Origin of the sequence: Streptomyces piniterrae, assembly GCF_005048155.1 — a bacterium.
In the GTDB taxonomy this organism is placed as follows: Bacteria; Actinomycetota; Actinomycetes; order Streptomycetales; family Streptomycetaceae; genus Streptomyces; species Streptomyces piniterrae.
The window spans coordinates 323,955-347,346 of sequence record NZ_SUMB01000008.1 but is presented as its reverse complement, the minus strand read 5'-3'; the positions used below and the strand labels follow the sequence as shown (position 1 = coordinate 347,346).

The following is a 23,392-nucleotide window of genomic DNA, read 5'->3' as shown; positions in this document are numbered from 1 at the left end:
AGCTGGCGCGCCCCCGGTGCCCTGGGCAGACTGCCTTTCGCGGAGGCAGTGCGGCCCCTCACACCACGCTCGGCCGAGGGTCTGCCAGGCACTCCGTGCGACTTGACCGAAAGACCACGCAGACCGACAGACCACACCGGGGGAGAACCACCATGCGCAAGATCACGAGGGCCGCGGCCGCGCTCGCGCTGGCCGTCGGCGCCACCACCGCCGTCACCGCCACCAGCGCCAATGCCGCCCAGGCGGCCGGTACCGTGCACGGCTGCCCGTCCGGGGCCGTCTGCATCTACCCGCAGAACACCGGCTGGAACGGCGACCGTCCGAACCTCGTCTACTACAGCTACGGCGCCCACAACCTCAACAACCAGGTCGGGCAGCACTACGTCTTCAACAACCAGACCGGGGGTGCCACGGCCCGCACCTGCACCGGCTACAACGGCACGGGGGACTGCCAGGGCTTCATCCAGCCCGGCTACTACGTGGACAAGGACCTGACCCCGATCAACTCGATCCTCCTCGTGCGGCCGTAGTTGTCGCCACAGCGGTGGCCGCGGGCATGACCGCAGCCGTTCCGCACCCGCGGGTTCATCCGGGCCGGCCCTCCTGCTGGGGCCGGCCCGGCTACGGTTCATGGCCCACCGCCCACCGCCCGGTCGCGCAGCGCCTCGATGCCCGCGATCTGCAGATCGAGCGCGACCGCGAAGTCCCGCTCCAGCATTTCGAGGGCGGACAGGCCCTCGCGGGCGTCCCCGGCCCGGATCGACAACTCCATCATCTCGGCGAACTCCGGGCGGTCCGAGATCGCGGCGATGACCTGGGCGAAGTACTCGTCGAGGCTGATGCCGGCGGCCCGGCAGCGGGCTTCGTGCAGCCCCCGGATCGTCGAGAAGCCGTAGACGAAGTGGAAGACGGACGCGAGCGCGCCGGACGTCGTCTCCTGGGCCAGGCCGCTGCGCTGCATCACCCGGAGCGTGGCATTGGCGAACGCCGTCGAACGCGGGCCGATGTTGATGAACTCGCCCAGCAGCCGGGCCGCCCAGGAGTGCCGCAGCAGCATGTCGCGGTAGGCGACGGTGAGGGCGCGCAGCTGATCGCGCCAGTCGGCGGCGGGATCCGACTCGTCGGGGAGCGGCATCTCGCCGGCCACCGAATCGATCGCCAGCTCCAGCAGGTCGTCCTTGGTGTCGACGTACCAGTAGACCGACATCGCGGTGACGCCCAGCTCGGCGGCGAGCCGGCGCATCGAGAACTTCGCGAGGCCCTCGGCGTCCAGCAGCCGGACCGAGGCGGCGATGATCTTTTCGAGGTCCAGCCCGGCCGGCTGGTCCGTCTTCCGTTTGGGCGGGGGGCGTTCGGTCAGCCAGACGCTGCTCGGCTGCTTCTTGGCGCGGCCGTCCGTCTCTGCCATGGCGCCCTCCTTTTCGCAGAGCGATTCCCGGACCGCTTCTCGGAGCGCCGATCGGAGTTGTTCCCGGAGCGTTTCGCGGAGCGATCTTTCTTCTCGTGTCCGATGCTATTCCGCGGCACTGACAGTGGGTGACGAACCTGCGGCGGAGTCGGGCACTGCTGACGCCCCGGCGGATCCCTCCCGCCCCGTACGCTCCGCCCGCCGCAGCAGTACCGCGGCGAGCAGCCCGCCGAGGAACACCGCGGCCGCGCCGACGAGCTGACTGGTGCCGATCCCGGCCGCGAAGGCGTCGTGAACGGCGACCCGCTCGGCGTCCGTACGGGTCCGGGCGAGCGCCGCGGGAAGCGACCCCGCTCCGGCGGCGACCAGCGGAAGCAGCGCGACGAACCGGGAGTTCAGGACCGCGCCGAGGACGGCGACACCCAGGCCCTGGCCGAACTCCATCAGCGTGCCGTTGACCCCGGCGCCCACCCCGGCCTTGGCCGGCGGTATCGCGGACATGATCGCGTTGGCCATCGTCGGCATGGCGAACGCGACACCGACACCCATCACGATCAGGCCGGCCAGCATGCCGCCGTAGCTGTCACCGCCGAGCGTGGAGATCGCCGCGAGCCCGGCCGCGAGCAGCGTCATCCCGGAGACGATCATTCCGGGGGTGCCGAGGCGGGGCATCAGACGGGCGCCCACACCGGTGAAGTTGACCAGGATGACGGTGACGGCGAGCGGCGCCATCCGCAGCCCGGCGTCCAACGGGCCGTAGCCGAGGACCAGTTGGAGATGCTGGGTGAGCAGGAACATCGAGCCGCCCATCCCGAAGGCGACCAGGATGCCGCCCGAGACGGCGCCGATGAACCGGCTGTTGCGGAAGAAGTGCATATCCAGCATCGGATGCGGGACATGCAGCTCCCAGAGGGCGAAGGCGGCCAGTCCGACGAGGCCGACGGCGGCGGAGATCAGCACCCTCGCGGACAGCCAGCCGGTCACCGGACCGTCGATGATCGCGAAGACCACGCCGGCCATACCGATCATGGACAGCAGCGCCCCGAGCAGGTCCGGACGCTCCGCGCCACGGCTCTTGGACTCCGGCACGAGGGTGACGACGGCCGCCAGCGCGATCGCCGCCACTGGGAGGTTGACGAGGAACAGCGAGCCCCACCAGAAGTGGTCGAGCAGCGAGCCGCCGATCAGCGGCCCGGCGGCGAAACCGAGGGAGTTGACGGAGCTCCAGATGCCGATGGCCTTGGGACGCTCCGCGTCGTCGAAGATCTGCATGACGACGGCGAGGGTGGTGGTCACCAGGAGCGCACCGCCGACGCCCATGCCGGCGCGCGCGGCGATCAGCTGACCGGGCGACTGGGCGAGCGCCGCGCCGAGCGAGGCGAGGCCGAACAGCACCAGGCCGACGGCGAGCATCTTCTTGCGGCCGTAGCGGTCGGCGGAGTTGCCCGCGGTGAGCAGCAGGCCGGACTGCACCAGCGAATAGGCGTTGATCATCCACTGGACGTCGGCGGTGGTCGCGCCCATCCCCTGGGTGAGGGAGGGGACGGCGACGTTCAGGACGGTGTTGTCGAGGACGACGGTGAGCTGGGCGACGCAGATGACGGCCAGGATCAGCCAGCGGGTGGCGGGCCGGCCGGGCGGCTGGAGGGGAGTGGGTTCGGAGGCCACGGCGGGCATACGGGCTCCCTGTACGGTGCAAGGCGGAGTGGTCGCCATACACCGTACAGGGAGTGTTATACGCCGTACATTCAATTATGAGCGGGAGCCCGAGGCGCGGTCACGCCTTCCGCGTCAGGTCGTAGAAGGTGGCCTGACCCACGGTGACCTTCGTGAAGGTCTTCTCGATCCACGAGGTGATCTTCGACGAGGAGCCCTGGCCGCCGCCGGGGCCGCCCATGGCACCCCAGCCGCCCACGATGAAGTAGTGGATCTTCCCTTCCTGGACGTACCGCTTGAACTGGGCGAGGGTCGGCGAGGGGTCGCTCCCGTTGAAGCCGCCGATCGCCATCACCGGCTTCTCGGTGGCGAGTTGGTAGCTCGCGGCGTTCTGGGAGCCGATGGCCGCGGCGGCCCAGGTGTAGTCGTCCGCGTCCTTCTCCAGCAGCGCCTTCGCCTTGTCGCCGACCCGGCTGCCGTTGAGCAGACCGCCCATGGCGCCGCCCATACCGCGCATCCGGCCCCCCTCACCCAGTCCGCCCGCCTGGCCCGGACCGGGGACGACCTGCCGGCCGCCCCGCTGCCCCGGGAATTGGCCCTGCTTCTGGCCCTGGACCTGCCCCTGAACCTGGCCCGGAGGCCGGCCACCGGGCGGGACCGGGGCGTTGCCGCCGCGCGCCGCGCCGACAGGCGGCTTGCCACGGACGAAGCGCATGCCGCCCGGCCCGCCCATACCGCCCTGGACCGACGGCCCTGCCGTGATGATCGATCCGCCCTTTGCTGTATCGACCGTGTTGAGCGTGTACGCGAGCGGGCCGGCCAGCGCCGTCGCCACCCCGAGCCCGGCGGCGAGCACCGCGATCCGGCGACCGGCCCCGGCCGGCTTCGCCGTCCCCACGGGCCCCGCTTCCCCTGCCGCACCCACCACGCCTACCGCCCGGGTCCGCCGTAGCCTCAGCAGAAGACCGAGCGCCGCCAGCAAACCGAACGCCAGGACCGTCCAGCGCAGCCACGGCAGCCAGTTCGGCGAACGGTTCAGCAGGACGTACGACCAGCCGGCGGTCACCGCGACGGTCAGCGCCAGGACGAGCGACGCACTCCTCCCGCCGCGCCGCCACAGCAGCGTCCCGCCCATACCGACCAGCGCCGCGACATAGGGCGCCAGCGCGATGTTGTAGTACTGGTGGAAGATCCCGGACATAAAGCTGAAGGTCACGAACGTCATCAGCAGCGCGCCGCCCCACACCAGGAACTCCGCCCGCTGCCCGGCCTCTTCGGCGGCGACCGCCCGCCGCGCCCGCCGGAGCACACACACGGCCGCGACCAGCAGGATCAGCGCAGCGGGCAGCAGCCAGGAAATCTGGCCGCCCATGTCGGAGGAGAAGAGCCGGGTGATGCCGGTCTCGCCCCATCCACCACCGCCGCCACCACCGGGCCCGCCCCTGCCACCACCACCGACGCTGCCGGTCTCATTGCCGGTGATCCGCCCGAAGCCGTTGTAGCCGAAGGTCAGCTCAAGGAAGCTGTTGGTCTGCGAGCCGCCGATGTACGGGCGCGAGGACGCCGGCCACAGCTCGACGAGCGCCACCCACCAGCCGCCGGACACCACCATCGCCAGCCCGGCAAGCAGCAGTTGGCCGAACCGCCGGCCCACCCTCACCGGTCCACAGCATGCGTAGACGAGGGCCAGCGGCGGCAGGATCAGCCACGCCTGGAGGGTCTTGGTGAGAAAGCCGAGCCCGAAGCAGAGGCCGGCCAGCAGCAGCCACTTCGTTCGCCCGTCCTCCAGCGCGCGCAGCACGGCGGCGATCGCGCAGACCATCAACAGGCACAGCAGCGCGTCGGGGTTGTTGAACCGGAACATCAGGGCGGCGACCGGCGTGATCGCGAGCGCCGCACCCGCCAGCAGGCCGGCCGCCGCGCCGAACCGGCGCCGTACGGCCGCGTAGAGCACGCCGACCGTCGCGACGCCCATCAGCGCCTCCGGCACCAGGATCGCCCAGGTGCTCAGCCCGAAGAGGCGTACGGACAGCGCCATCGGCCACAGCGCGGCCGGCGGCTTGTCGACGGTGATCGAGTTGGCCGCGTCCGAGGACCCGAAGAAGAACGCCTTCCAGCTTTCGCTGCCGGCCTGCACGGCGGCCGAGTAGAACTGGTTGGCGTACCCGTTGGCGGCCAGGTTCCAGAGGTAGAGCGCGGCCGTGACCACCAGCAGCGCCAGCAGCGCGGGCCGCGCCCAGCGCGGGTCATTCGGGGTGGTCGGGGTCTCCGGGGTGATTGGCGTCTCCGGTGTGATCACGGCCGGATGCGGCTGGTGTGCCGGCTCTGCCGGCGTACGGGGTGAGTGCGGGGTCATCGGGCGCTCCTGGTGGGGTGGTTCTGCTGGTGCCGGGCGGCCTGGTGCGGTTCTCCGGTGTCGTCCCGGTGGCCCTCTCGCCGCTCCGCGTCCGGGAAGACCCAGGCGCGGAAGAGCAGGAACCGCAGCACCGTCGCCGCGAGGTTGGCGGTGACCAGCACCGCGAGTTCGGTGCCTTGCGAGGCCGTGTCGGCCGCTGCCTCCAGGGCCGCGAGCGAGCCGCTGGTGAGGGCGAGCCCGATGGCGAAGACCACCAGCCCCTGCGCCTGATGGCGGACCGCCCGGCCCCGCCCCCGTACACCGAAGGTCAGCCGCCGGTTGGCGGCCGTATTGATGACGGCCGACAGCAACAGGGCGGCGGCATTGGCGAGTTGGGGCCCGATGCCCAGCCGGAAGACGGAGTAGAGCGCGAGATAGAGCAGCGTGCTGAGCGCCCCGACGACGCAGAAGCCGACGAGCTGACGGGCGAGCCCGCCCGGCACACCGGTCAGCTCACGGTCCCGGGGATCGTCGCCGAAGGGCCGGGCCAGCCGGTCCAGCGGGAGCGCGCCGGTCGCCAGCGCCCGCCCCACCCGCCAGACGCCCTTGAGGTCGTCGGCGGCGGTACGGACGATATGCACGGTGCTGTCCGGGTCGTCGACCCAGTCCACCGGAACCTCATGGATGCGCAGCCCGGCCCGCTCCGCCAGCACCAGCATCTCGGTGTCGAAGAACCAGCCCGTGTCCTCGACCATCGGCAGCAGGCGCTCGGCGACATCGCCGCGGACCGCCTTGAATCCGCACTGCGCGTCGGAAAACCGGGCGGCGAGCGAGCCGCGCAGGATGAGGTTGTAGGTGCGGGAGACGAACTCGCGCTTGGGGCCGCGAACGACCCGCGAACTGCGGGCCAGCCGGGAGCCGATGGCCAGGTCGGAGTGGCCGGAGATCAGCGGCGCGACCAGCGGCAGCAGCGCGTTCAGGTCGGTGGACAGATCGACGTCCATATAGGCCAGCACCGGCGCTTCGGACAGCGTCCATACGGTGCGCAGCGCCCGCCCGCGGCCCTTCTGCTCCAGCCGTACGGCCGTGACCTCGTCGATCGCATCGTCGAGCAGGGCGGCGACCTCCGGCGTACGGTCCGTGCTCGCGTTGTCGGCGATGGTGATCCGGAAGCCGTACGGGAAGGTGCGGGTCAGGTGCGAGTGCAGCCGTCGCACGCAGGGTTCGAGGTCGGTCTCCTCGTTGTAGACGGGGATCACGATGTCGAGAACCGTCTCGATCTGGCCGAGGCGCAGATGCTCGCGTGGCGGCAGGGAGCCCAGTGGAGTGCGGGCCGGCTGTGTCATCGTCATGCGGACGACACTCGCCAGCCGCGCTGTCACCTCTGTGTGGTGAGGCTGTGGCTGGGCTGTGAGTGTGGGTGTGGGTGAGGCGCCTGCGGAGGTACGGCGGGCGCTTGCGGACGTACGGCTGGTGCCTGTGGACGTACGGCTGGTGTCTGCGGAGGCGCCACTCGCGTCTCCGGGCTCGCGACCCGCGCTTCCGGGCTCACGGCCCGCGTCTCCGGGCTCGCGGCCACCGGAAGGGTCACCCCGAAGACCGTCCGCCCCGGGACGCTGTCGACTCCGACCGTGCCGCCGTGCGCGGTGACCACGGCCTGCACGATGGCGAGGCCGAGGCCGGTGCTCCCGGCGGCGCGCGAGCGGGACGCGTCGCCGCGGGCGAAGCGTTCGAAGACATGCGGGAGAAGATCGGGCGGGATGCCGGGCCCGTCGTCCCGCACCTCCAGGCGGACGGCGGACCCGTCGCCCACCTTCCGCACCCCGGCGGTCACCGTGGTCCCCTCGGGCGTATGCGTACGGGCGTTGGCCAGCAGGTTCACCAGAATCTGGTGCAGCCGCCCGGCATCCCCGCGTACCAGCGCGGGCTCATCGGGCAGCTCCAGACGCCACCGGTGGCCGGGGCCGGCGGCCCGCGCATCGCTTACCGCATCCACCACCAGCGGCGAGAGATCAGTGCTCTCGTACGAGAGCGGGCGTCCGGAATCGAGCCGGGCGAGCAGCAGCAGATCCTCCACCAGCCCCGTCATCCGCTCCGCCTCGGACTCGATACGGCCCAGAGCGTGCCGGGTCGCCGGCCCCGGCTGCTCCTGCCCGCGCCGGGTCAGCTCGGCATAGCCGCGGATCGACGCCAGGGGGGTCCGCAGCTCATGGCTGGCATCGGCGACGAAGCGGCGCACCCGCGTCTCACTCTCCTGCCGCGCCGACAGCGCCGAACCGACATGTCCCAGCATCCGGTTCAGCGCCGCGCCGACCTGCCCCACCTCCGTACGCGCATCCGCCTCGGCCGCCGGCACCCGGACGTGCAGCGCCACCTCGCCCTGGTGGAGGGGGAGTTCGGACACACGGGTGGCGGTGGCCGCGACCCGGCGCAGCGGCCGCAGCGCGATACCGACCATGGCGGCGCCCGCGATCCCGGCGGCGAGCAGCCCGGCGCCCGTCACACACACCTCGACGAGGACGAGCGTGCCGACAGTCTCCTGCACCTTGCCGAGCGGCAGCCCGAGCACCAGGGAGCCGTCCTTGGCGTACTGCACGCGGTAGTCGCCCAGACCGGGCAGCTCGGCGGTGTGCGGCCGACCGTCCCGCGGCACGGAGTCCAGGGCCGCGGTCTGCGTCCCGCTCAGCCGCTCCAGATGATCTTCAGGCGTACGACTGGCCGCGCTCTTGCTCTTCGCCCCGCCCTCGAGCCCCCCGTCGAGCCCGACCCGCGCACCCACCGTCCCGAGGGGCATGCCGGGCATCACCACGAAGTCGGGGCCGTACCCCAGGAGAGGGGCGTGCGGCTTCGGCTCGTGGGAGCGGTCGACGGATCCCTTCAACTGCTTGTCCAACTGGCCCTGTAGCTGGGAGTGCAGCGCGATGGTGGTGACCGCGGCGATCACCGTCCCGACCACGGCGATCAGCGCCACCGCCGACACGACGAGCCGAGTCCGCAACGACCAGCGCCGTCGAGGAGCGGGGGCGGAGGCACGCTCAGGGACAGCGACGGGAGGAGTGACGGGGTCAGGGGCGGGGGGAGCCTCAGGGAGGCTCTCAGAACCCTGGCCGTCAGAGCCCTGGGCATGGCCCCCGGCGGGAGAACCCAGCATCCCGCTACCCGCCCGGCTTGATCAGATACCCCGCACCACGCCGGGTGTGAATCATCGGCTCGCGCCCCGCGTCGATCTTCCGCCGCAGATACGAGATATACAGCTCGACGACATTGGCCTGGCCGCCGAAGTCGTAACTCCAGACCCGGTCCAGGATCTGGGTCTTGCTCAGCACCCGCCGCGGATTCCGCATCAGATACCGCAGCAACTCGAACTCGGTCGCCGTCAGATGGATCTCCTGACCGCCCCGCCACACCTCGTGGCTGTCCTCGTCGAGCACCAGATCGCCCACCGTGAGCAGCGATTCGCTCCGCGCGGCGGCCGCCCCCGCACGGCGCAGCAGCCCACGCAGCCGGGCCACCACCTCCTCCAGGCTGAACGGCTTGGTGACATAGTCGTCGCCACCCGCCGTCAGCCCCGCGATGCGGTCCTCGACCGCGTCCTTGGCGGTCAGGAACAGCACCGGTACGTCCGGCAGTTCGCGCCGCAGCCGCCCCAGCACCGTCAGCCCGTCCATATCCGGCAGCATCACATCGAGCAGCACCGCATCCGGCCGCCAGCTCCGCGCACAGCGCAGCGCGCCCGCACCGTCCCCCTCCGAGCGGATGTCCCAGCCCTCGTAGCGCAGCGCCAGCGACAGCAGATCGGCGAGCGAGGACTCGTCATCCACGACGAGCACCCGCACCGGGCTGCCGTCCGCCCGCGACAACTCAGGCCGCTTCCCGGGCTCCCGCGCCGCACCGCCCCGGGAGCCGGAGCCCGTCGAGCGACCGGACGCGAGTCCGGCCGAGTAAGGGGACGACGCAGCGAACGACGGAGTCATGGTCATGCCCCTGAGCGTGGCCCGCCCCCCTGAGAGCTCCCTTTCCGCTACCTGTGAATCTCCTGAGAATCACCCTCCCCCGGCCCTTCCTCAGCCCTCCGGCCCCTGGCCCGTCCAACTCCCCGCCCCACCAGCCATGTTCCGTGCGGCTTTCCCTGCCACTTTTCGTGCGACCGGCCTGGGCCGCCCCCCGCGCGGCCCATACCGATCAGCACTCCCTCAGCATCGCACCCACCACTGACAATCGCCCTGACCAGCAATAACGCCCAACAGCCCGCGCCTGGCAGGCACTCACCGGACGGCCACCCTGCCCCTCCCACCCCCCACATCACCCCGTACCGTCGCGGCATGAGACTCCTCGCCCTCTCCGGCAGCCTCCGGGCCCGCTCCTCCAACGGCGCGGTGCTGCGCTCCGCCCTGGACCTCGTCGACGGCACCACCGCCATCGCGGACGTCGGCGCCCTCCCCCACTTCAATCCGGACCTGGACGGCGAGGACGCCACACCCCCCGCCCCCGTCGCCGCCCTACGCACCGCCGTCGCGGCCGCCGACGCCCTCCTCATCGTCAGCCCCGAATACGCGCACGGCGTCCCCGGCGTCCTCAAGAACGCCCTCGACTGGCTGGTCAGCAGCGGCGAATGCGTCCACAAGCCGGTCGCGGTGATCACCGCCTCGCCGTTCCCCACCGGCGGCGACCACGCCAATGCCCAACTCCGCGAGACCCTGCGCATGATGACCGGCGACGTCATCGCGGCCGCCTGCCTGGAAATCCCCGCCATCGGCCCGAAGATCGACCCCACCACGGAACGCGTCACGGACGAGGCGACCCTGGCAGCCCTCCGCGAGTCGATCGGCCATCTGGCTGCGGGCTCGCTGCGCTTGACCTGAGCCGGCCCGCCCCCACCGCGGCGAATCGACTCAAGCTCCCCACAACCCCGGCGAATCCAAAACCGGCCCGGGCCGAGCGCAGCGAACCGGGACCGTGGTCACCCGCCCCGAGGCCGCCCCCAGAACCCACCCCGACAGAACCCGGCCATCCAACACCGCAACCTCGCCCTCACCCCTGCCGCCGCCCCCGCCGTCAGCGACGTCCCCCGCCAGCCGCAGCCGCATATACACATCCGACCCGACCCCGGCCACCACCTCCCCCACGATCTCCGCCCCCGCCGTCATCCCGCCCAGCTCCGCCGCGCCCGCCGGGACACGGTCCAGCCCGAAGAGCTCCGTATGGTCCTCGCAGGCGAACTCCGCCGGCTCCAGAGTCTCCGGCCATCCGGCCAACTCCCGTGCCCTGCCATGCAGTTGAGCGAGTTCACCCACCCGCTCGGCCAGCGGCGGCAGCGCTCCGCGTGCCGCCCGCTTGGCCGCCTTCCCGAGCCGGTCCGGCACCGCCAGCGCACTCCCCAGCAACGCCTCCGCCCGCCGCGCCGCCATCAACGGCCCACGCCCCAGCCACGCGTACGCCACCGCTCCCTGCTCCACCAGGCGCGCCGGCCCGCGCTCGGCGGCCGTGATCCCGACCTTGACGAGCCCGGGACCGAAGTACGCCAGATACACCCCGTACGGGCGCGGATCATCGGCCATGGTGTCGGCCGCGACGGAACGCGACCGGTCCAGCTGGGCGCACCGCGCGCACTGGTCCTTCGCGCTCGCGCCGTCGAGCGCCGCCCCGTACGGGCACACGATCCAGCGGCCGGCCCGCCGCACCCCGAGACAGCGCCGCTCCCCCTGGACGGCGAACGCCAGCGCCTTGCCCACGGGGAGCGGACTCACCCGCTCCTCGCTCCGCTCGGCGCAGTACCAGCCGAGCCCCTGCGCATATCCGTCCGCCGGCCCCGATCCGCCACCTGACCAGCGCGGTCCCGTACATCGCCACACACAATCAGCGTACGACCGGCCACTGACAACGCCCCCACCCCACCGCAGAGCCCACGACCGCGGAGCCACCCCACGACGGCCCCGCCCGTACCCCCACCCCATGCGCCCCTACGACACCACCGTCAGCTCCACCCCCGGCCCCCGGAACGTGCTCCGATAGGCCCGCGGCGAGACGCCCAGCGCCGAGTGCAGATGCAGCCGCAGTGAAGCCGCCGTGCCGAAGCCCGCCTCGGCCGCGATCCGGTCCACGGTCAGATCCGTCTCCTCCAGCAACTGCCGTGCCCGTTCGATCCGTTGCTGCGTCAGCCACTGGAGCGGCGAGATGCCGACCTCCTCCCGGAAGCGCCGGGTGAAGGTCCGTACGCTCATCGACTCCCGCGCCGCCAGCTCCCGCAGGCTCAGCGGCCGGTCCAGATGCTCCAGCGCCCACGCCCGCGCGGTGCCCGTCGAGGACGCCTGCGGCTCCGGCACCGGCCGCCGGATGTACTGCGCCTGGCCGCCCTCCCGGTGCGGCGGCACGACCGTCCGCCGGGCCACGTCGTTGGCCACCGCCGCACCGTGATCGCACCGGATCATGTGCAGACACAGGTCGATCCCGGAGGCGACCCCGGCCGCCGTCAGCACATCCCCCTCGTCCGTGTACAGCACGTCCGCATCCAGCTCGACCGCCGGAAACAGCCGGCGGAAGTCGTCCACCGACCGCCAGTGGGTCGTGGCCCGCCGCCCGTCCAGCAGACCCGCGGCGGCCAGCACGAACGCCCCCGTACAGATCGACGCGATCCGCGTCCCCGGCCGGATCCGCCGCAGCGCGTCGGCCATCGTCGGACTCAGCCGCCCGGCGCTCCGCTCCGTGCCCGGGTCGTAGTCCACCCCGGAAGCCGGCAGCACGACCGTGTCCGCCTCCTCCAGCGCCTCCGCCCCGTGCGCCACATTCAGCGTGAAATCCGCGTCCGTACGCACCTCCCCCGGCTCCAGCGCGCAGGTCACCACCTCGTACAGCCACTCCCCGGACGCCGACCTGGCCTCCCCGAAGATCCGGTGCACGATCCCCACCTCGATCGGCAGCAGACCATGCCGCACCAGCACCGCAACCCGGTGCCGCCGCAAGCCCCCGGACGCCTCCGACCCCGAACCGGAAACCGAAACCCCGCTGCCACTGCCACTGCCAGCCATCATGGCCCGATCCTTGCACATCATGGCCATCCGGCCACTCGTACGCCGCCCCCGCCCACCCCGAGAGTGGACGCCATGAAGGTCCTCTGGCTGTTCGCCCACCCCGACCACCGCTCCCTGAGCGGCGCCCTCAAAACCGAGGGACTCCGCACCCTCGACGCCCACGGGCACGAACACCGCGTCTCCGACCTGTACGCCATGAAGTGGAACCCGGTGGTCGACGCCGACGACTACGCCCACGACCCGGCCGACCGCCTCCTCATCGGCGAGACCTCGGAACGCGCCTACGCCACCGGCCAATTGAGCCCCGACATCCGCTCCGAGCAGCAAAAACTCGCCTGGGCCGACACCTTGATCGTCCAGTTCCCCCTGTGGTGGTACGGCATGCCGGCCATCCTCAAGGGCTGGTTCGACCGCGTCTTCGTCAAGGGCTTCGCCTTCGGCATCACCGACCCCGCCACCGGCCGCCCACAGCGCTACGGCGACGGCAAACTGGCCGGCAAGCGCGCCATGGTCATCGTCACCGCCGGAGCCCGCGCCGCCACCCTCGGCCCGCGCGGCGTCAACGGCGACCTCAACGACCTCCTCTTCCCCTTGCAGCACGGCACCCTCTGGTACACCGGCATGTCCGTAGTCCCGCCCCTCCTGATCCCCGGCGCGGACCGCACCACCCCCACCGACTACGAAACCGCCGCCACCCGCCTACGCGACCGCCTGCGCACCCTCCCCACCGCCACCCCGCTCCCCTTCCGCCACCAGAACACCGGCGATTACGACGACGACCTCCTGCTGCACCCCCACCTGGCCACTCCGCAGCACCACGGCCCGTCGGCCCACTACACAGCCCCGCCACCACCGGCCCACGCCTGATCCGAACCGACTTCCCGCCATACGCTCCGAGGCCGCTCTGAAGCGCCGTGAAGCGCCGTGCCGTGCTGCGAAGTGCCCGGAACGCAAAAAGCCGCAGGCCCGGTGGACGTGAATCCACCGGGCCTGCGGCATCAGTAGCGGGGACAGGATTTGAACCTGCGACCTCTGGGTTATGAGCCCAGCGAGCTACCGAGCTGCTCCACCCCGCGTCGGTAGCCCAAACACTACGCGACTACCCGACCAACGCCTAATCCTTTCTCCGCAACCCGCCCGAACCGGCTACGCCACCAGCGCCACCGCACACCAGCAGCACAACCACAGCCTCGACCTCCACCCTCAACACCCCCGAGAAAGCACACCGTTGACACACCCCGACCTTCCGTCCCGAAGGCAGCACGAGACAGCGGCCGTCTGGCAAGATCCCCACCATGTCGAACGTTTCATCGATTACATACGCGCGGATAGGCGCGATCCTCCACGAGATCGGCATGGTGTCCGAGGAGGAGATGCACAGCACCCTCGAAGACGCCGCCGACTACGCGAACGAGGAGCTGGAGGACCACTACGAGGCGGCCGGCGCCCTCGAAGAATTCGGCGTGGCGGTCTCCGTCCACGCCGACGACATCGACTCCATCTACGACGACTACGAGAGCCTGCTGGAGGACGCCGTCGAGGTCGCGGGCGGCAAAGTCACCATCACCGACGTTCGGATCACCGAGGGCGAAGGCGATTTCGAGGGCGGCCGCTTCGATCGTCTGGAGTTCGAACGCAACGGCAAGCCCGTGTCGATCTCCGCCGAGCACTTCGCGGACGACTACTACGACCAGGAGGCGGCCTGCGAGGCCATCGCCATGACCGTCCACGACGACGACCCCCGCTCATGGCACTACGTCGACTTCGAACGCAAGCCGAGCGCCGGCTACGACAGCATCATGGTCCTCGCCACGCGCGACCAGGCCGAAGCGCTCCATGAGCACCTGGGCTTCACGTTCCCCTGCAGCGCGCCATCGGATTCCACGGAGAACTCGCCGGCGTACCAATGGCTGCAATGAAGCCGCCAACGCCAGGATGACGCCCTGTCAGCCGGGATCCTGAACACTGCGGCCGAGATAGGCGGCCAGACGGCCGAGAGCGCTTGCATCTTCGGATACCGGCTGCGGCGGGCCGAACGATCCGGCGGCGGTTCGCGGCAGTTCGCCGTAGATCTCCCGTACGACCGGCAGGGCCGACTCGGCGAGGTCGTGGACGGCGTCGTGACGGTGTCCGATGGCCTGGGCCAGGTCCCAGCCATGGACCAGCATCTCGATCACCAGCTGCTCGACCAGCCGGCGCCCGGGCGCCGGCCCGTACCGCCGGTCAAGCATGCCGGGTCGGCCAAAGGCGGCCCGCGCGCCCTGTGCGGCGGCGCGGAACGCCGCGACATGGTCATCGCCGAGGTGATCGGCGGTGACATCGGCCCGCGGGCTGCCGCCGGCCAAGCCGGCCCACAGCAGGTTCTCCCAGACCAGATGGTCGAGGAGGGTGCGAACATCCCAACCCGCACACGGCGTTGGCCGGTCGAACTGGTCCGGCTGCACGGCGGAGACGAGTACGTCCACGGCGTCCAGCACCCTTTCGCAGGCGTCGAGCACACCGGCCGGCTCCCAGGCGGCGTCCTCGGCGTCGTACATCTCACCGAGTTGCGCGGCTCGCGCACCCGGCGCGGGATTGGCCCGCAGCGCGGTCATCAGCCATTGCCCCGCAGCCACCATGCTCGGCCGCACGGGCCGGCCATTGATGACACACAGCAGCTGCCAGTAGCGCTCAACATGCGGATCGGCGACGACTTCGAGCTGCTCCAGCAACAGCCTGCGCGCCCCCGCACCATCAGCGAGCGCCTTCACGGAGGTGGCGGAGGTAGTGAACTCAACCGACTTGGCGGACGCCACAGCCTGCGTGGGTATCCAGATCGCCACAACGGCAGCGACAACCGGATCAGCCGCCGGCGAATCCGCGGCGATCCCCTCCCCCATCGCCTCCTCCACCCGCTGAAGCCACTCGTCGGTCGCCCGCTCGGCTTCCGCCAGCACCCTTTCGTCATGCTCACCCGGCCGGTGCTCGGCGGCGTACCGGGCCATCCGGCGCATGCCGGCACGCAGGGCCGGGTCCCGGACGAGTTCACCGAGCTCGATCCAGGCGTCGACCTGCTCGTCGGTGGGGTCCGCCGGAAGCTCCGGGGCGGCCGCCAGCAGGCCCCGGCGGTACGTCGGGACATCGAGCTCCCCCAGGGTCTCGGTCACGAAGTCATGGATGACGGTGCGGCGTTCGGCGGCGGACATACGCGCCAGCTCGGTCATGGTGGTGAATCCCTCGGCAGTGGTGTCGCGGCGGATGGCGGTGCGCAGTACGGCCTGCTGCGATCGCAGCGTGCGCATCTGCGCCTCCAGCGCGTCGACGTGGGCCGCGGCCACCTCCGCCAAGGTCTGTTCGCGCTCCAGTACGTCCTTGATCGTCGCCAGCCCAAGGCCCAGCTCCCGCAGCGTCCGTGCCAGCTGCAGACGGGCCAGCGCCTCGGTGCCGTAGACCCGGTAACCGGCAGAAGTCCGGCCGGCCGGATGCACCACCCCGATGTCGGACCAGTGCCGGATCAACTTCACCGACAGCCCGGTCGTCCGCGCGGCCTCCCCGATGCTCCAGAACGTGTCGTCGCCGACGTGCATGCGCTCCACTCTTGGGTCTCCCACAGTGGGAGAGTCAACCGCCCGGCCACGCGGGACGGCGCGGCCCGGCCCCCGCTCTCCCCTACGAGGCGGGTCGGACCGACACCCAGACGATCATGCAGGCCCTGAGCCACACCCTCATCGCCCCGCGGCCCGCAGCAGGCGGCACCGGCTGACGCGGTTGCTGTACTTCGCTGCTGTACGGCACGACAAAGCCCCCGCCCGGATGACCCGGCGGGGGCTTTGACCTGCTGTGCGCTCGGCAGGATTCGAACCTGCAACCTTCTGATCCGTAGGCGGGTGCCGCCGTCAGAAGCCCGCTGCCATGCCAACGTACGAGGTCGAGCGCCCTACCAACCCAGTGCGCCTGCGTCTGCCGACGTACGCGGCTGTTGATGTCACGCGCTGATGTCAGTTGATCAAGCCGCCCTGGAGTCTTGCGGATCCTCTGCGACGACGCACGACCGGGAAGTATGGTCAACGCATGCCGGGAGAAGAGCTGCACGAGGTCGGCGCGGACGGTGCCAGGCGTGCGAAGGAGTGGCTCGAAGCCACAACTCGCGTGAAGGCGTCGTGGACGAACACGGACTCCAAGTGGATTCGTCGCATGACATTCAAGTGGCCGGCAGGCAAGCAAACCACATTTTCTTTGGACCTCGGCGGCCTCCTTTGCGGCGGCGAGTTTGACAATGACATCTTCATGGCGGAATGCAAGAAGTACGCGTCACCCGGAGATCAAGGAACTCACTATTTAAGTTACCTTGCCAAGTGTTACGTGATCGTCAGCCAACAGCCAACCGCAGCAGAACACTTCATGTGGATCACGTGGTGCCCATTCAACGTAACCGACTGGGATAAGCTGCTGACTGAACACTGGGTACGTAAGGCAATTCGCGTTCACGCAAACGAGATTTTCGGCGAAATCCCACCCGAAGAAGTAGAAGACGCGATCGACGCAGACATAGTCACCGCAGTCACCGAACGACTGTGGATGATTGTACTGTCGGAAAAGCAGGAGAAGTTAGTAATCACGCGCGAACATCGCGCACTGATTCAGCGTCATGATGTCCTGGAGGGTGTCCGGTGACTTTTTCCGACTTTTCCAGTGCACTGAATGCCGCCTTCGAGACACCGGACCCGCGGGATGCCGTTGACCGCATCAAGGGCGTCGTGGCGGAAGAGCTGGCACAAACAGATTCGCGCGCCGTCGTCAAAAAGACAGACTTCTTCAATCACAGCTTTGCACCGGACCTCGTCCTTTCATGGCCTGGCGAGGACGAACGGTTGGTTTTCCTGAAATCTGACACTCGTCCCGATGTGCTGCGTGACGATGTCAGCGCAATCCGGAAGCATCACCCTATTGTTTTCGCGCTCGATGAAGTTGACAATGGCCTACTAAACTCGACTGATCCTGAGAGTCAACTTCCAGAAGACGACACTCTAATCGCAGATACTCGCGGAATGGAAGTGCTAATCCGCAGTCGCCTGCATGACCCAGTTGTAGGGCTAGCTTCGAGCGCTGTCTTACAAGGAGGCCGCGGATTCCTTACGGAAGCCGAGGCAGAGACCATGGCGTCCAGCGTTTCCAGCGGATTCAGCGGGGCTCAACGTCTTGACGTACAGACAACCGAGGCTGCCGTCACCCAAATTTCCGGGCATTTCGATACCCGGCGCACTTCGCGCCTTCTCCGATTCTTGAGTGCTGTATGGGTAGGGTCCGGCGGCACACCAGCCAACTTTCCAGGAGAGCACGATGTTAGCGGCGACCTGGACAGTGCAGCGCTCGAATTCCTTCTTGACCTGCCAGAAATCGAGGACTTCGGATTTTGGCGCCGCATCGGCAGGCCCTTGACCCTTGACTCTATTCAAAGATTGCACGTGGATGACGAAAGGGAGAATCTGCAGCACCTCATTGAATCGAATCTGGACGTTTTGCAGGCACGCGCATGCAGAGTCCTGGAGCGGCAACCCGAACTGGGCGAAACGGTCCGGAGAGATTTCCGCTGGGGTATCGACAGAGAAATGCTCTGTCTGCGGAATGATCACAGCGCTGTATATTTTGCCGCCAAAGTTGACGATCTGCGCGTCGAGCCACACAGCGGCGATGGGATCTCCTTGCCCGAACTACTGAAGCGCGTAGAATATCGGCGAGTTCCAATCAGTGAGCTTGAATTGGCAACTCCGACACGCACCGTTTCCTACGCAACAGTAAACCGTGACGATGTTTCTCACGACGAGGAACTACTGGATCTAACGCGCACACTCAGTTATTCAGCCCACGTAAAGAGTGCCGTTGCTACCCTGATGGGCACACGTCAGCTGGTATGCGATTTTCCTGCACGTACAGGCAAGGGGCGAACGACATCAAAGTTTCCGCTGGGCCTTCTCGCTCCGGTGGCGCTTTCACTTCTCACAGAGCTCGCCGGAGAGGAGCGGCGCAGCCTGGATGAGGTGACTCGATTCTATCAGCCAAATCATGGCGAGCAGATGGCACTGGACGACCACTCGGAATCTGAATTCTTGTTTTGATCCGCGCTCAACTTCATCCGCTGGTCGCGAAATGTGCAATCATTCCTTGCTTCCGAGGGAGATTCTTCCGCAGCGCTACGCCGGGCTTTTCATGACGTACACAAATGCAGCGAGATGCTCAGGAGTTCGGGATCAACAGGTTCCTGCCGTCGTGGACTCGCACGTGCGGCTTCCCGGCGCCGAGCGCATCCAACACCCGTACGGCGTATGCCTCCACCATGTAGCTCTCGACCTCTTCGCGGGTGAACCAGCGCACTTCGGCGGACTCGCTTGAAGTGTGCTCCTCGCCTCCGACCGGTCGGCATCGGAAGACCAGGGCGACAACGCCGCGCTTCATGTTCTTGTAGACGCCGGTCAGGCGCTCCGTCTCGACCTTGATGCCGGTCTCTTCCAGGACCTCTCGGCAGGCGCCGTCCTCGGGGTGCTCGTCCAGTTCAAGGACACCGCCCGGCGCCTCCCAGGCGCCATTGTCAGCACGCTTGATCACGAGAACGCGGCCGTCTTCGCGGACCACCACTCCGGCCACCGAAACCGAGTGAAGCGACATTGACCGGCCTTCCCGGTTAGCGTTACTCATGTACAGGAGCATAGGAGGACTGAAGGACATGGGCACAGCCGCCTCTAGAGACTCAGGTCGGCCACGGTACCTACAGATCGCGGATGACCTTGCTCAGCAGATCAGGTCCGGAGTGCTCGCCCCTGGAACCAAGGTTCCCAGCGAGTCGGAGCTCATGGCTCGCTACTCCGTCTCCCAGGGCACGGCGCGCAAGGCCGTGGCGGAGCTCCGGCCTACCGGCTTGATCGACACCCACCACGGCAAGGGCTCATTCGTGAAGAGCCAGCCGCCGGTACGTCGTAAGTCGTCCGACCGCTTCCGGCGCTCCCACCGCAAGGCCGGCAAGGCTGCCTACCTCGCGGAGTCCGAGCAGGCCGGAAAGACCGCGGGCGTGACCGTGCTGTACGTCGGCCCCACGGAAGCGCCGGCCGAGATCGCCGAGCGCCTGGGCGTTCCTGCTGGCACAAAGGTGCTCGCGCGACGGCGCCTGTACTTCAGCAACGGGACACCGACGGAAGAGGCAACGTCATACCTCCCCTGGGACCTCGCCGAGGACATCCCCGAGCTGCTTGCGGAGAACCCTGGAGGCGGTGGCATCTACGCGCGCCTGGAGGAGAACGGGCACATGCTGAAGGAGTTCACGGAGACCGTCCGCGCCCGGCTCGCCACGAAGCAGGAGACCGGCGCGCTCAGCCTGAGTCCTGGCTCGCCCGTGATCCACCTGATCAGGAACGCGGAAAGTGAGGACGGCCGGGTGGTCGAGGTCTGCGACACCGTCATGGCCGCTGACCAGTTCGTTCTCGACTACCGCATCCCCGCCAGAGACTGACGAAGCCTCACCCCATCCAGCCCGTCGCGAAGAAACCTCTCGCGGCGGGTTGACTCATATACAGGAGTTGGGCATTCTCATGGCAGCAACTCCTGCACATAAGTACATGAGTGCAGGAGTTCAGGGGTCAACGACCCCGTGCATTGCCTGCCTGGACGCCCTCACCGGTGTCCAGGTGCACCACCCAGGAGCCCCGCAGCGGACGGGGGGAGGCGACCCGGCGCCTTGTCATTCCGGAGGGCTTAGACCGAAAGGTCATGTCTCCATACGCCTACAACGGGGTCACGCAGCGCTACCTGATACGGGCGCTGCTCCCCCGAAGGAGACCTGTCCACGTCCGCTTCCACCAAGGAGGCACCGTGCACAGCCAACGAAGACTCCAGGCGCCGCAGTGATCGACCGGCAGGGCGGCGCCGTTCACCACTCCGTTCGCGAGCAGCAAGTCCAGCCGCGAGCAACCGGTCTCACCCAACGCGGATATCGCAGCGGCTAGCGCTGCGCCGGTTGCCTCCTCCGCCCGTCCGGGCGCTCCCTCGTGGGGCAGCTCGTACGGGCGGGGTTGAGGGGAGCCGGACTATCCGGCCCTGACTTCCCAACCACGTGAGAGGACTGTTCATGAGCCGCTTGAAGAAGGCTGCCGCCGTCAACCGTCGGGCCGCCGATATGGAGCGCGAGCGGGGCAACGACAAAGTCGCGGACCGGTATGAGGCCCGTGCCGACGAGCTGGAGTCCGGGCGGGTCGCCGACCGCACGGATGACGCGATCGCTCTGGTCCGCGCCTTCCGCCGCAGGTGACCGGCTAACCCTGCACCACGGCCCAGCCGCTTCTGGTCTCCATCCTGCCCAGCCAAGGAGTTTCGTCCGTGGACGCAGCCACGTTTGCCGCTGTCTTCATCGCCCTGTACGTCGCCCACAGCGTGGGCGACCACTGGGTGCAGACCTCGCACCAGTCAGCCCACAAGGGGCGTCCCGGCTGGGTCGGCCGTCTCGCGGACGCCCGGCACGTCGCCACCCTGACGCTCACCAAGGCCGCCGTCCTTATCCCGGTCGCCGCGCTGCTGGGGCTGCGCCTGTCGGTGCTCGGCGTCGTCGCCGGGCTCACCGCCGACGCCATCACGCACTGGTGGGCCGACCGCCGCACCACGCTTGCGTGGCTGGCCAAGGTGACCGGCAAGGGCGAGTTCTACCGGCTCGGTGCCCCGCGTGCCGGCCACGACGACAACGCGCACATCGGCACCGGCGCCTACGCGCTTGACCAGTCCTTCCATCACCTGTGGCTACTGGTCGCCGCGCTGCTCATCGCCACCGTCTGACCCTCGTTCTTCGCGGGGCGGTCGCACTCCCGGACAAGGACAGCCGACCGCCCCGCGCCATCCCGACGTACCTGACAAGGAGAGATCCACCATGCGCATGCGCACTTTCATCGCGGGTCAAGAGGCCGCAGACGAGATGGAGTTCGTAGAGCTGGCGCTGGGCATCGACGTCGACCTGTTCCGTGGCCCGCTGGAGAGGGAGACGGTGGAGGAACGGCACGCTCGCTGGGACGTGGCTCGCGAAGTCCTGCGGGATCTGCGGGAGTCGGCGGACGCTGGTGACGAGGTCGCCGGTTGGGACGCCCTGTACGCCGACGCGCTGACCCGCACGGTGCCGTTCATCCGCTCCTCCCGCGACCAGCGCACGGGGACGGGGGCAGCAGCGTGAAGGCCAAGACGGTGCTGCCCGCCGTGGCGATGACGGCGGTGTCCATGGTGCTCACGTTGGCCGTGGTCGTGATGTGGCTGGGCACGGCCGTGCCGTGGATGGTCGCGCTGGTCGTCGGTCTCGGGATCGACGGCGGCTGGCTGGCCACGCTCGCCTATGAGCGGCGTCTTGCTGCGCAGGGTGACCACTCCATGCCCGTCACGGCCGTCGGCTGGGCTTTTGGCGCGGTGGCGACCGGCGTCCTGGTCGCCCACGCGCTCACCAGCTCGTCGTCCGCCGCGTGGCTGGCGGTCGCCTGGCTCCCGCTCGCTGCCAAGGCCCTGTGGCTGGTCCATGGGCTGTGGGAGCACACAGCGCTGACCCCGAGGGCGCTGGAGTCGATCCGGGGTATCCAGCAAGAGGCCCGGGATGAGGCGGCTGTGGCGCGTGCCCGGCTCCGGGCTGAAGCGGCCACGGAGGAGGCCCGGTTGACGGCCGTGACAGGGGCCGGTGCACGCGTCGCACGCGTCCAGGCCGAGACTGCCAAGACGCTGGCCGAGGCGTGGTCGACGCTGGAGACGGCGCGGGCGGGCGAGGAGACCGGCAAGGCGCTGACCAGCGTGACGACCCCCGTCACGCCTGGCGTCACGCCCCGCTGGGAGCTTCCGGTGTGGGGCCCCTCCGAGCCGGTCGGGACTCCCGCCCTAGAGGCGGCACCCGGGCTGACCGATGACGCACTGGACGCGTTGGTCGACGAGATCCGTCACAGCGAGGTCCCGGCCCTGTCCTACAACAAGATGTCCACCCGGTTCCGGGCGGCTGGCCACTCTGCCTCCGAGGTTCGCTTGCGGGCCGCATGGAAGCGTGTGGCCGCCTGATGGGCGCGCTGCCGGTGTTCCGGTGGCGCCTTGCCCCGGACGGCTACGCCACGCGCCGCCAACTGCGCGCCCGCGGTCTGCGGCCCGGTGGGCAGCAGGTGGTGGCTCAGCTCGAACGGCCGCGCCGCCGCCGGCCCCCGTTGGTCGCCTACCTCTACCGGGTCGACTTGGCCAAGCAGGTCCGCCCGATGACGCCCGCCCGGTGGGCGGCACTGGCCAAGGCCAACCGCGCACGCCGCATCTGCCCGCAGTGCCGCGCCGAAGCGGGCTACGTCATTCCTCCCTCGCTGGGCACCTGCGTGCCCTGTGCCTTCCCCGACCCGTCCCACGCCGTGAGGAGTGCCTGATGGGCAAGCCCGACACCCGTCGACTGGACAAGGCGATACAGCAGACCACCCGCAAGCTCGAAGCCGTCCGCAACCGCGAGTTGTGGCCGCTGGAGGGGCGTGAGCGCCGCGCCGTGCTGGGCGCGCTCACCTCCGGCTCCTACAGCACGCACCGGGGCAACGGCACCGGCCGCGCCGAACGCCAGCTGGAGACCGCCTGGACGAGCGCCGAGACCCGGCTCATCACCGAACTCACCGTCCTCAACACCGAGCGGCAGCGCGTGGCGAACGAGGCCGCCGCCGACCGCGCGGCCAAGAAGTCCTCCGGGTGGTGGTGAGCGTGTTCCAGGCCGGAGACATCGTGCAGATCGTCGCCTGTGAGGACGAGCCCCGCGCCGTGGGCCGGCGCGGCCGGATCGTCGACGAGGTCCCGCCGGGTCCGCTCACCGGCGGCCTGTGGACCGTCCACGGCGCTGGCCTGCTGATCGGTTCCTTGCTGTGCCACACGCACGAACTGCGCAAGGTCAGCGCCCGGCACTAGACCTCGCGCGCCTGCTTCCCGCGGCGCGGGGCTCCCCACGTGATGGGTTGAGCCCCGCGC

General features: G+C 69.4%; 24 protein-coding genes and 1 tRNA gene. 14 read left to right on the top strand and 11 right to left on the bottom strand.

Annotation, left to right across the window (positions count from 1 at the left end):
* Positions 1-152 precede the first annotated feature (152 nt).
* Entirely contained in the window at positions 153-530 is a 378-nt protein-coding gene (locus tag FCH28_RS23890) for a hypothetical protein (protein WP_136742144.1), read from the top strand.
* A 98-nt stretch (positions 531-628) separates the two neighbouring features.
* Here the strand turns inward: FCH28_RS23890 and FCH28_RS23885 are convergent, their stop codons facing one another.
* From FCH28_RS23885 to FCH28_RS23860, 6 genes are all read right to left on the bottom strand, one after another.
* On the bottom strand, positions 629-1,408 hold the full coding sequence (locus FCH28_RS23885) for a TetR/AcrR family transcriptional regulator (RefSeq protein ID WP_136742143.1): 780 nt from the start codon (positions 1,406-1,408) through the stop codon (positions 629-631).
* A gap of 105 nt (positions 1,409-1,513) precedes the next feature.
* On the bottom strand, positions 1,514-3,085 hold the full coding sequence (locus FCH28_RS23880; protein WP_136742142.1) for an MFS transporter: 1,572 nt from the start codon (positions 3,083-3,085) through the stop codon (positions 1,514-1,516).
* Positions 3,086-3,185: 100 nt separating this feature from the next.
* The gene (locus FCH28_RS23875; protein ID WP_136742141.1) at positions 3,186-5,420 is read right to left on the bottom strand and encodes an ArnT family glycosyltransferase; all 2,235 of its coding nucleotides are present in this window, start codon (positions 5,418-5,420) and stop codon (positions 3,186-3,188) included.
* Entirely contained in the window at positions 5,417-6,751 is a 1,335-nt protein-coding gene (locus tag FCH28_RS23870) for a bifunctional glycosyltransferase family 2/GtrA family protein (RefSeq protein WP_136742140.1), read from the bottom strand. The genes FCH28_RS23875 and FCH28_RS23870 overlap by 4 nt, the downstream gene beginning before the upstream one ends.
* 26 nt (positions 6,752-6,777) lie before the next feature.
* Positions 6,778-8,397, bottom strand: a complete 1,620-nt coding sequence (locus tag FCH28_RS23865) for a sensor histidine kinase (RefSeq protein WP_246103109.1) — start codon at positions 8,395-8,397, stop codon at positions 6,778-6,780.
* 157 nt (positions 8,398-8,554) lie between these two features.
* The gene (locus FCH28_RS23860; RefSeq protein WP_281289753.1) at positions 8,555-9,379 is read right to left on the bottom strand and encodes a response regulator transcription factor; all 825 of its coding nucleotides are present in this window, start codon (positions 9,377-9,379) and stop codon (positions 8,555-8,557) included.
* A 342-nt stretch (positions 9,380-9,721) separates the two neighbouring features.
* Here FCH28_RS23860 and FCH28_RS23855 point away from each other — a divergent pair, with 342 nt between their 5' ends.
* On the top strand, positions 9,722-10,261 hold the full coding sequence (locus FCH28_RS23855) for an NADPH-dependent FMN reductase (protein ID WP_136742139.1): 540 nt from the start codon (positions 9,722-9,724) through the stop codon (positions 10,259-10,261).
* A 30-nt stretch (positions 10,262-10,291) separates the two neighbouring features.
* Here the strand turns inward: FCH28_RS23855 and FCH28_RS23850 are convergent, their stop codons facing one another.
* Positions 10,292-11,146, bottom strand: coding sequence for a DUF2797 domain-containing protein (locus tag FCH28_RS23850; RefSeq protein WP_187363910.1), 855 nt, complete (start codon positions 11,144-11,146; stop codon positions 10,292-10,294).
* A gap of 213 nt (positions 11,147-11,359) precedes the next feature.
* Positions 11,360-12,424, bottom strand: coding sequence for a GlxA family transcriptional regulator (locus tag FCH28_RS23845; protein WP_425471986.1), 1,065 nt, complete (start codon positions 12,422-12,424; stop codon positions 11,360-11,362).
* Between the two features lie 75 nt (positions 12,425-12,499).
* Between FCH28_RS23845 and FCH28_RS23840 the strand changes: the two genes are divergently transcribed.
* Positions 12,500-13,294 (top strand): NAD(P)H-dependent oxidoreductase, encoded by a 795-nt coding sequence (locus FCH28_RS23840; RefSeq protein ID WP_136742137.1) that lies wholly within the window; start codon positions 12,500-12,502, stop codon positions 13,292-13,294.
* Between the two features lie 135 nt (positions 13,295-13,429).
* Here the strand turns inward: FCH28_RS23840 and FCH28_RS23835 are convergent.
* Positions 13,430-13,503: transfer RNA gene (locus tag FCH28_RS23835), tRNA-Met, on the bottom strand.
* 219 nt (positions 13,504-13,722) lie between these two features.
* Here FCH28_RS23835 and FCH28_RS23830 point away from each other — a divergent pair.
* Entirely contained in the window at positions 13,723-14,346 is a 624-nt protein-coding gene (locus FCH28_RS23830) for a hypothetical protein (RefSeq protein ID WP_136742136.1), read from the top strand.
* 27 nt (positions 14,347-14,373) lie between these two features.
* Here the strand turns inward: FCH28_RS23830 and FCH28_RS23825 are convergent, their stop codons facing one another.
* Positions 14,374-15,993, bottom strand: a complete 1,620-nt coding sequence (locus FCH28_RS23825) for a TIGR03086 family metal-binding protein (RefSeq protein ID WP_136742231.1) — start codon at positions 15,991-15,993, stop codon at positions 14,374-14,376.
* A gap of 484 nt (positions 15,994-16,477) precedes the next feature.
* On the opposite strand from FCH28_RS23825, the gene FCH28_RS23820 reads away from it, so the two are divergent.
* Both FCH28_RS23820 and FCH28_RS23815 read left to right on the top strand, forming a co-directional pair.
* On the top strand, positions 16,478-17,080 hold the full coding sequence (locus tag FCH28_RS23820) for a hypothetical protein (RefSeq protein ID WP_136742135.1): 603 nt from the start codon (positions 16,478-16,480) through the stop codon (positions 17,078-17,080).
* Positions 17,077-18,522: a hypothetical protein gene (locus tag FCH28_RS23815; RefSeq protein ID WP_136742134.1), complete on the top strand. Its 1,446-nt coding sequence runs from the start codon at positions 17,077-17,079 to the stop codon at positions 18,520-18,522. Before FCH28_RS23820 ends, FCH28_RS23815 begins: the two co-directional genes overlap by 4 nt.
* A gap of 118 nt (positions 18,523-18,640) precedes the next feature.
* On the opposite strand, the gene FCH28_RS23810 is transcribed toward FCH28_RS23815, so the two are convergent.
* Positions 18,641-19,111 carry an NUDIX hydrolase gene (locus FCH28_RS23810; protein WP_136742133.1) on the bottom strand — a complete coding sequence of 157 codons (471 nt, stop codon included), beginning with the start codon at positions 19,109-19,111 and terminating at the stop codon, positions 18,641-18,643.
* A 16-nt stretch (positions 19,112-19,127) separates the two neighbouring features.
* On the opposite strand from FCH28_RS23810, the gene FCH28_RS23805 reads away from it, so the two are divergent.
* The 8 genes from FCH28_RS23805 (at position 19,128) to FCH28_RS23770 (ending at position 23,332) form a co-directional block, all read left to right on the top strand.
* Entirely contained in the window at positions 19,128-19,907 is a 780-nt protein-coding gene (locus FCH28_RS23805) for a GntR family transcriptional regulator (RefSeq protein ID WP_136742132.1), read from the top strand.
* Between the two features lie 615 nt (positions 19,908-20,522).
* Positions 20,523-20,702 (top strand): hypothetical protein, encoded by a 180-nt coding sequence (locus FCH28_RS23800; RefSeq protein ID WP_136742131.1) that lies wholly within the window; start codon positions 20,523-20,525, stop codon positions 20,700-20,702.
* A gap of 68 nt (positions 20,703-20,770) precedes the next feature.
* A complete protein-coding gene (locus FCH28_RS23795) occupies positions 20,771-21,220 on the top strand; it encodes a DUF3307 domain-containing protein (RefSeq protein WP_136742130.1) in 450 nt (149 codons plus the stop codon).
* 97 nt (positions 21,221-21,317) lie between these two features.
* Positions 21,318-21,608 (top strand): hypothetical protein, encoded by a 291-nt coding sequence (locus tag FCH28_RS23790; RefSeq protein WP_169314235.1) that lies wholly within the window; start codon positions 21,318-21,320, stop codon positions 21,606-21,608.
* Positions 21,605-22,465, top strand: coding sequence for a protein spdB (locus tag FCH28_RS23785; protein WP_136742128.1), 861 nt, complete (start codon positions 21,605-21,607; stop codon positions 22,463-22,465). Before FCH28_RS23790 ends, FCH28_RS23785 begins: the two co-directional genes overlap by 4 nt.
* The gene (locus FCH28_RS23780) at positions 22,465-22,812 is read left to right on the top strand and encodes an RRQRL motif-containing zinc-binding protein (RefSeq protein WP_136742230.1); all 348 of its coding nucleotides are present in this window, start codon (positions 22,465-22,467) and stop codon (positions 22,810-22,812) included. Before FCH28_RS23785 ends, FCH28_RS23780 begins: the two co-directional genes overlap by 1 nt.
* The gene (locus tag FCH28_RS23775) at positions 22,812-23,129 is read left to right on the top strand and encodes a hypothetical protein (RefSeq protein ID WP_136742127.1); all 318 of its coding nucleotides are present in this window, start codon (positions 22,812-22,814) and stop codon (positions 23,127-23,129) included. The genes FCH28_RS23780 and FCH28_RS23775 overlap by 1 nt, the downstream gene beginning before the upstream one ends.
* Positions 23,120-23,332: a hypothetical protein gene (locus FCH28_RS23770; RefSeq protein WP_342781662.1), complete on the top strand. Its 213-nt coding sequence runs from the start codon at positions 23,120-23,122 to the stop codon at positions 23,330-23,332. Before FCH28_RS23775 ends, FCH28_RS23770 begins: the two co-directional genes overlap by 10 nt.
* Positions 23,333-23,392: the final 60 nt, after the last annotated feature.

Excerpts from the sequence above, each read along its gene's own strand:
- FCH28_RS23890 (WP_136742144.1), top strand. The coding sequence starts at position 153 with ATGCGCAAGATCACGAGGGCCGCGGCCGCGCTCGCGCTGGCCGTCGGC.
- FCH28_RS23885 (WP_136742143.1), bottom strand. The coding sequence starts at position 1,408 with ATGGCAGAGACGGACGGCCGCGCCAAGAAGCAGCCGAGCAGCGTCTGG.
- FCH28_RS23880 (WP_136742142.1), bottom strand. The coding sequence starts at position 3,085 with ATGCCCGCCGTGGCCTCCGAACCCACTCCCCTCCAGCCGCCCGGCCGG.
- FCH28_RS23875 (WP_136742141.1), bottom strand. The coding sequence starts at position 5,420 with ATGACCCCGCACTCACCCCGTACGCCGGCAGAGCCGGCACACCAGCCG.
- FCH28_RS23870 (WP_136742140.1), bottom strand. The coding sequence starts at position 6,751 with ATGACGATGACACAGCCGGCCCGCACTCCACTGGGCTCCCTGCCGCCA.
- FCH28_RS23860 (WP_281289753.1), bottom strand. The coding sequence starts at position 9,379 with ATGACCATGACTCCGTCGTTCGCTGCGTCGTCCCCTTACTCGGCCGGA.
- FCH28_RS23855 (WP_136742139.1), top strand. The coding sequence starts at position 9,722 with ATGAGACTCCTCGCCCTCTCCGGCAGCCTCCGGGCCCGCTCCTCCAAC.
- FCH28_RS23845 (WP_425471986.1), bottom strand. The coding sequence starts at position 12,424 with ATGGCTGGCAGTGGCAGTGGCAGCGGGGTTTCGGTTTCCGGTTCGGGG.
- FCH28_RS23840 (WP_136742137.1), top strand. The coding sequence starts at position 12,500 with ATGAAGGTCCTCTGGCTGTTCGCCCACCCCGACCACCGCTCCCTGAGC.
- FCH28_RS23830 (WP_136742136.1), top strand. The coding sequence starts at position 13,723 with ATGTCGAACGTTTCATCGATTACATACGCGCGGATAGGCGCGATCCTC.
- FCH28_RS23825 (WP_136742231.1), bottom strand. The coding sequence starts at position 15,993 with ATGCACGTCGGCGACGACACGTTCTGGAGCATCGGGGAGGCCGCGCGG.
- FCH28_RS23820 (WP_136742135.1), top strand. The coding sequence starts at position 16,478 with ATGCCGGGAGAAGAGCTGCACGAGGTCGGCGCGGACGGTGCCAGGCGT.
- FCH28_RS23810 (WP_136742133.1), bottom strand. The coding sequence starts at position 19,111 with ATGCTCCTGTACATGAGTAACGCTAACCGGGAAGGCCGGTCAATGTCG.
- FCH28_RS23805 (WP_136742132.1), top strand. The coding sequence starts at position 19,128 with ATGGGCACAGCCGCCTCTAGAGACTCAGGTCGGCCACGGTACCTACAG.
- FCH28_RS23800 (WP_136742131.1), top strand. The coding sequence starts at position 20,523 with ATGAGCCGCTTGAAGAAGGCTGCCGCCGTCAACCGTCGGGCCGCCGAT.
- FCH28_RS23790 (WP_169314235.1), top strand. The coding sequence starts at position 21,318 with ATGCGCACTTTCATCGCGGGTCAAGAGGCCGCAGACGAGATGGAGTTC.
- FCH28_RS23780 (WP_136742230.1), top strand. The coding sequence starts at position 22,465 with ATGGGCGCGCTGCCGGTGTTCCGGTGGCGCCTTGCCCCGGACGGCTAC.
- FCH28_RS23775 (WP_136742127.1), top strand. The coding sequence starts at position 22,812 with ATGGGCAAGCCCGACACCCGTCGACTGGACAAGGCGATACAGCAGACC.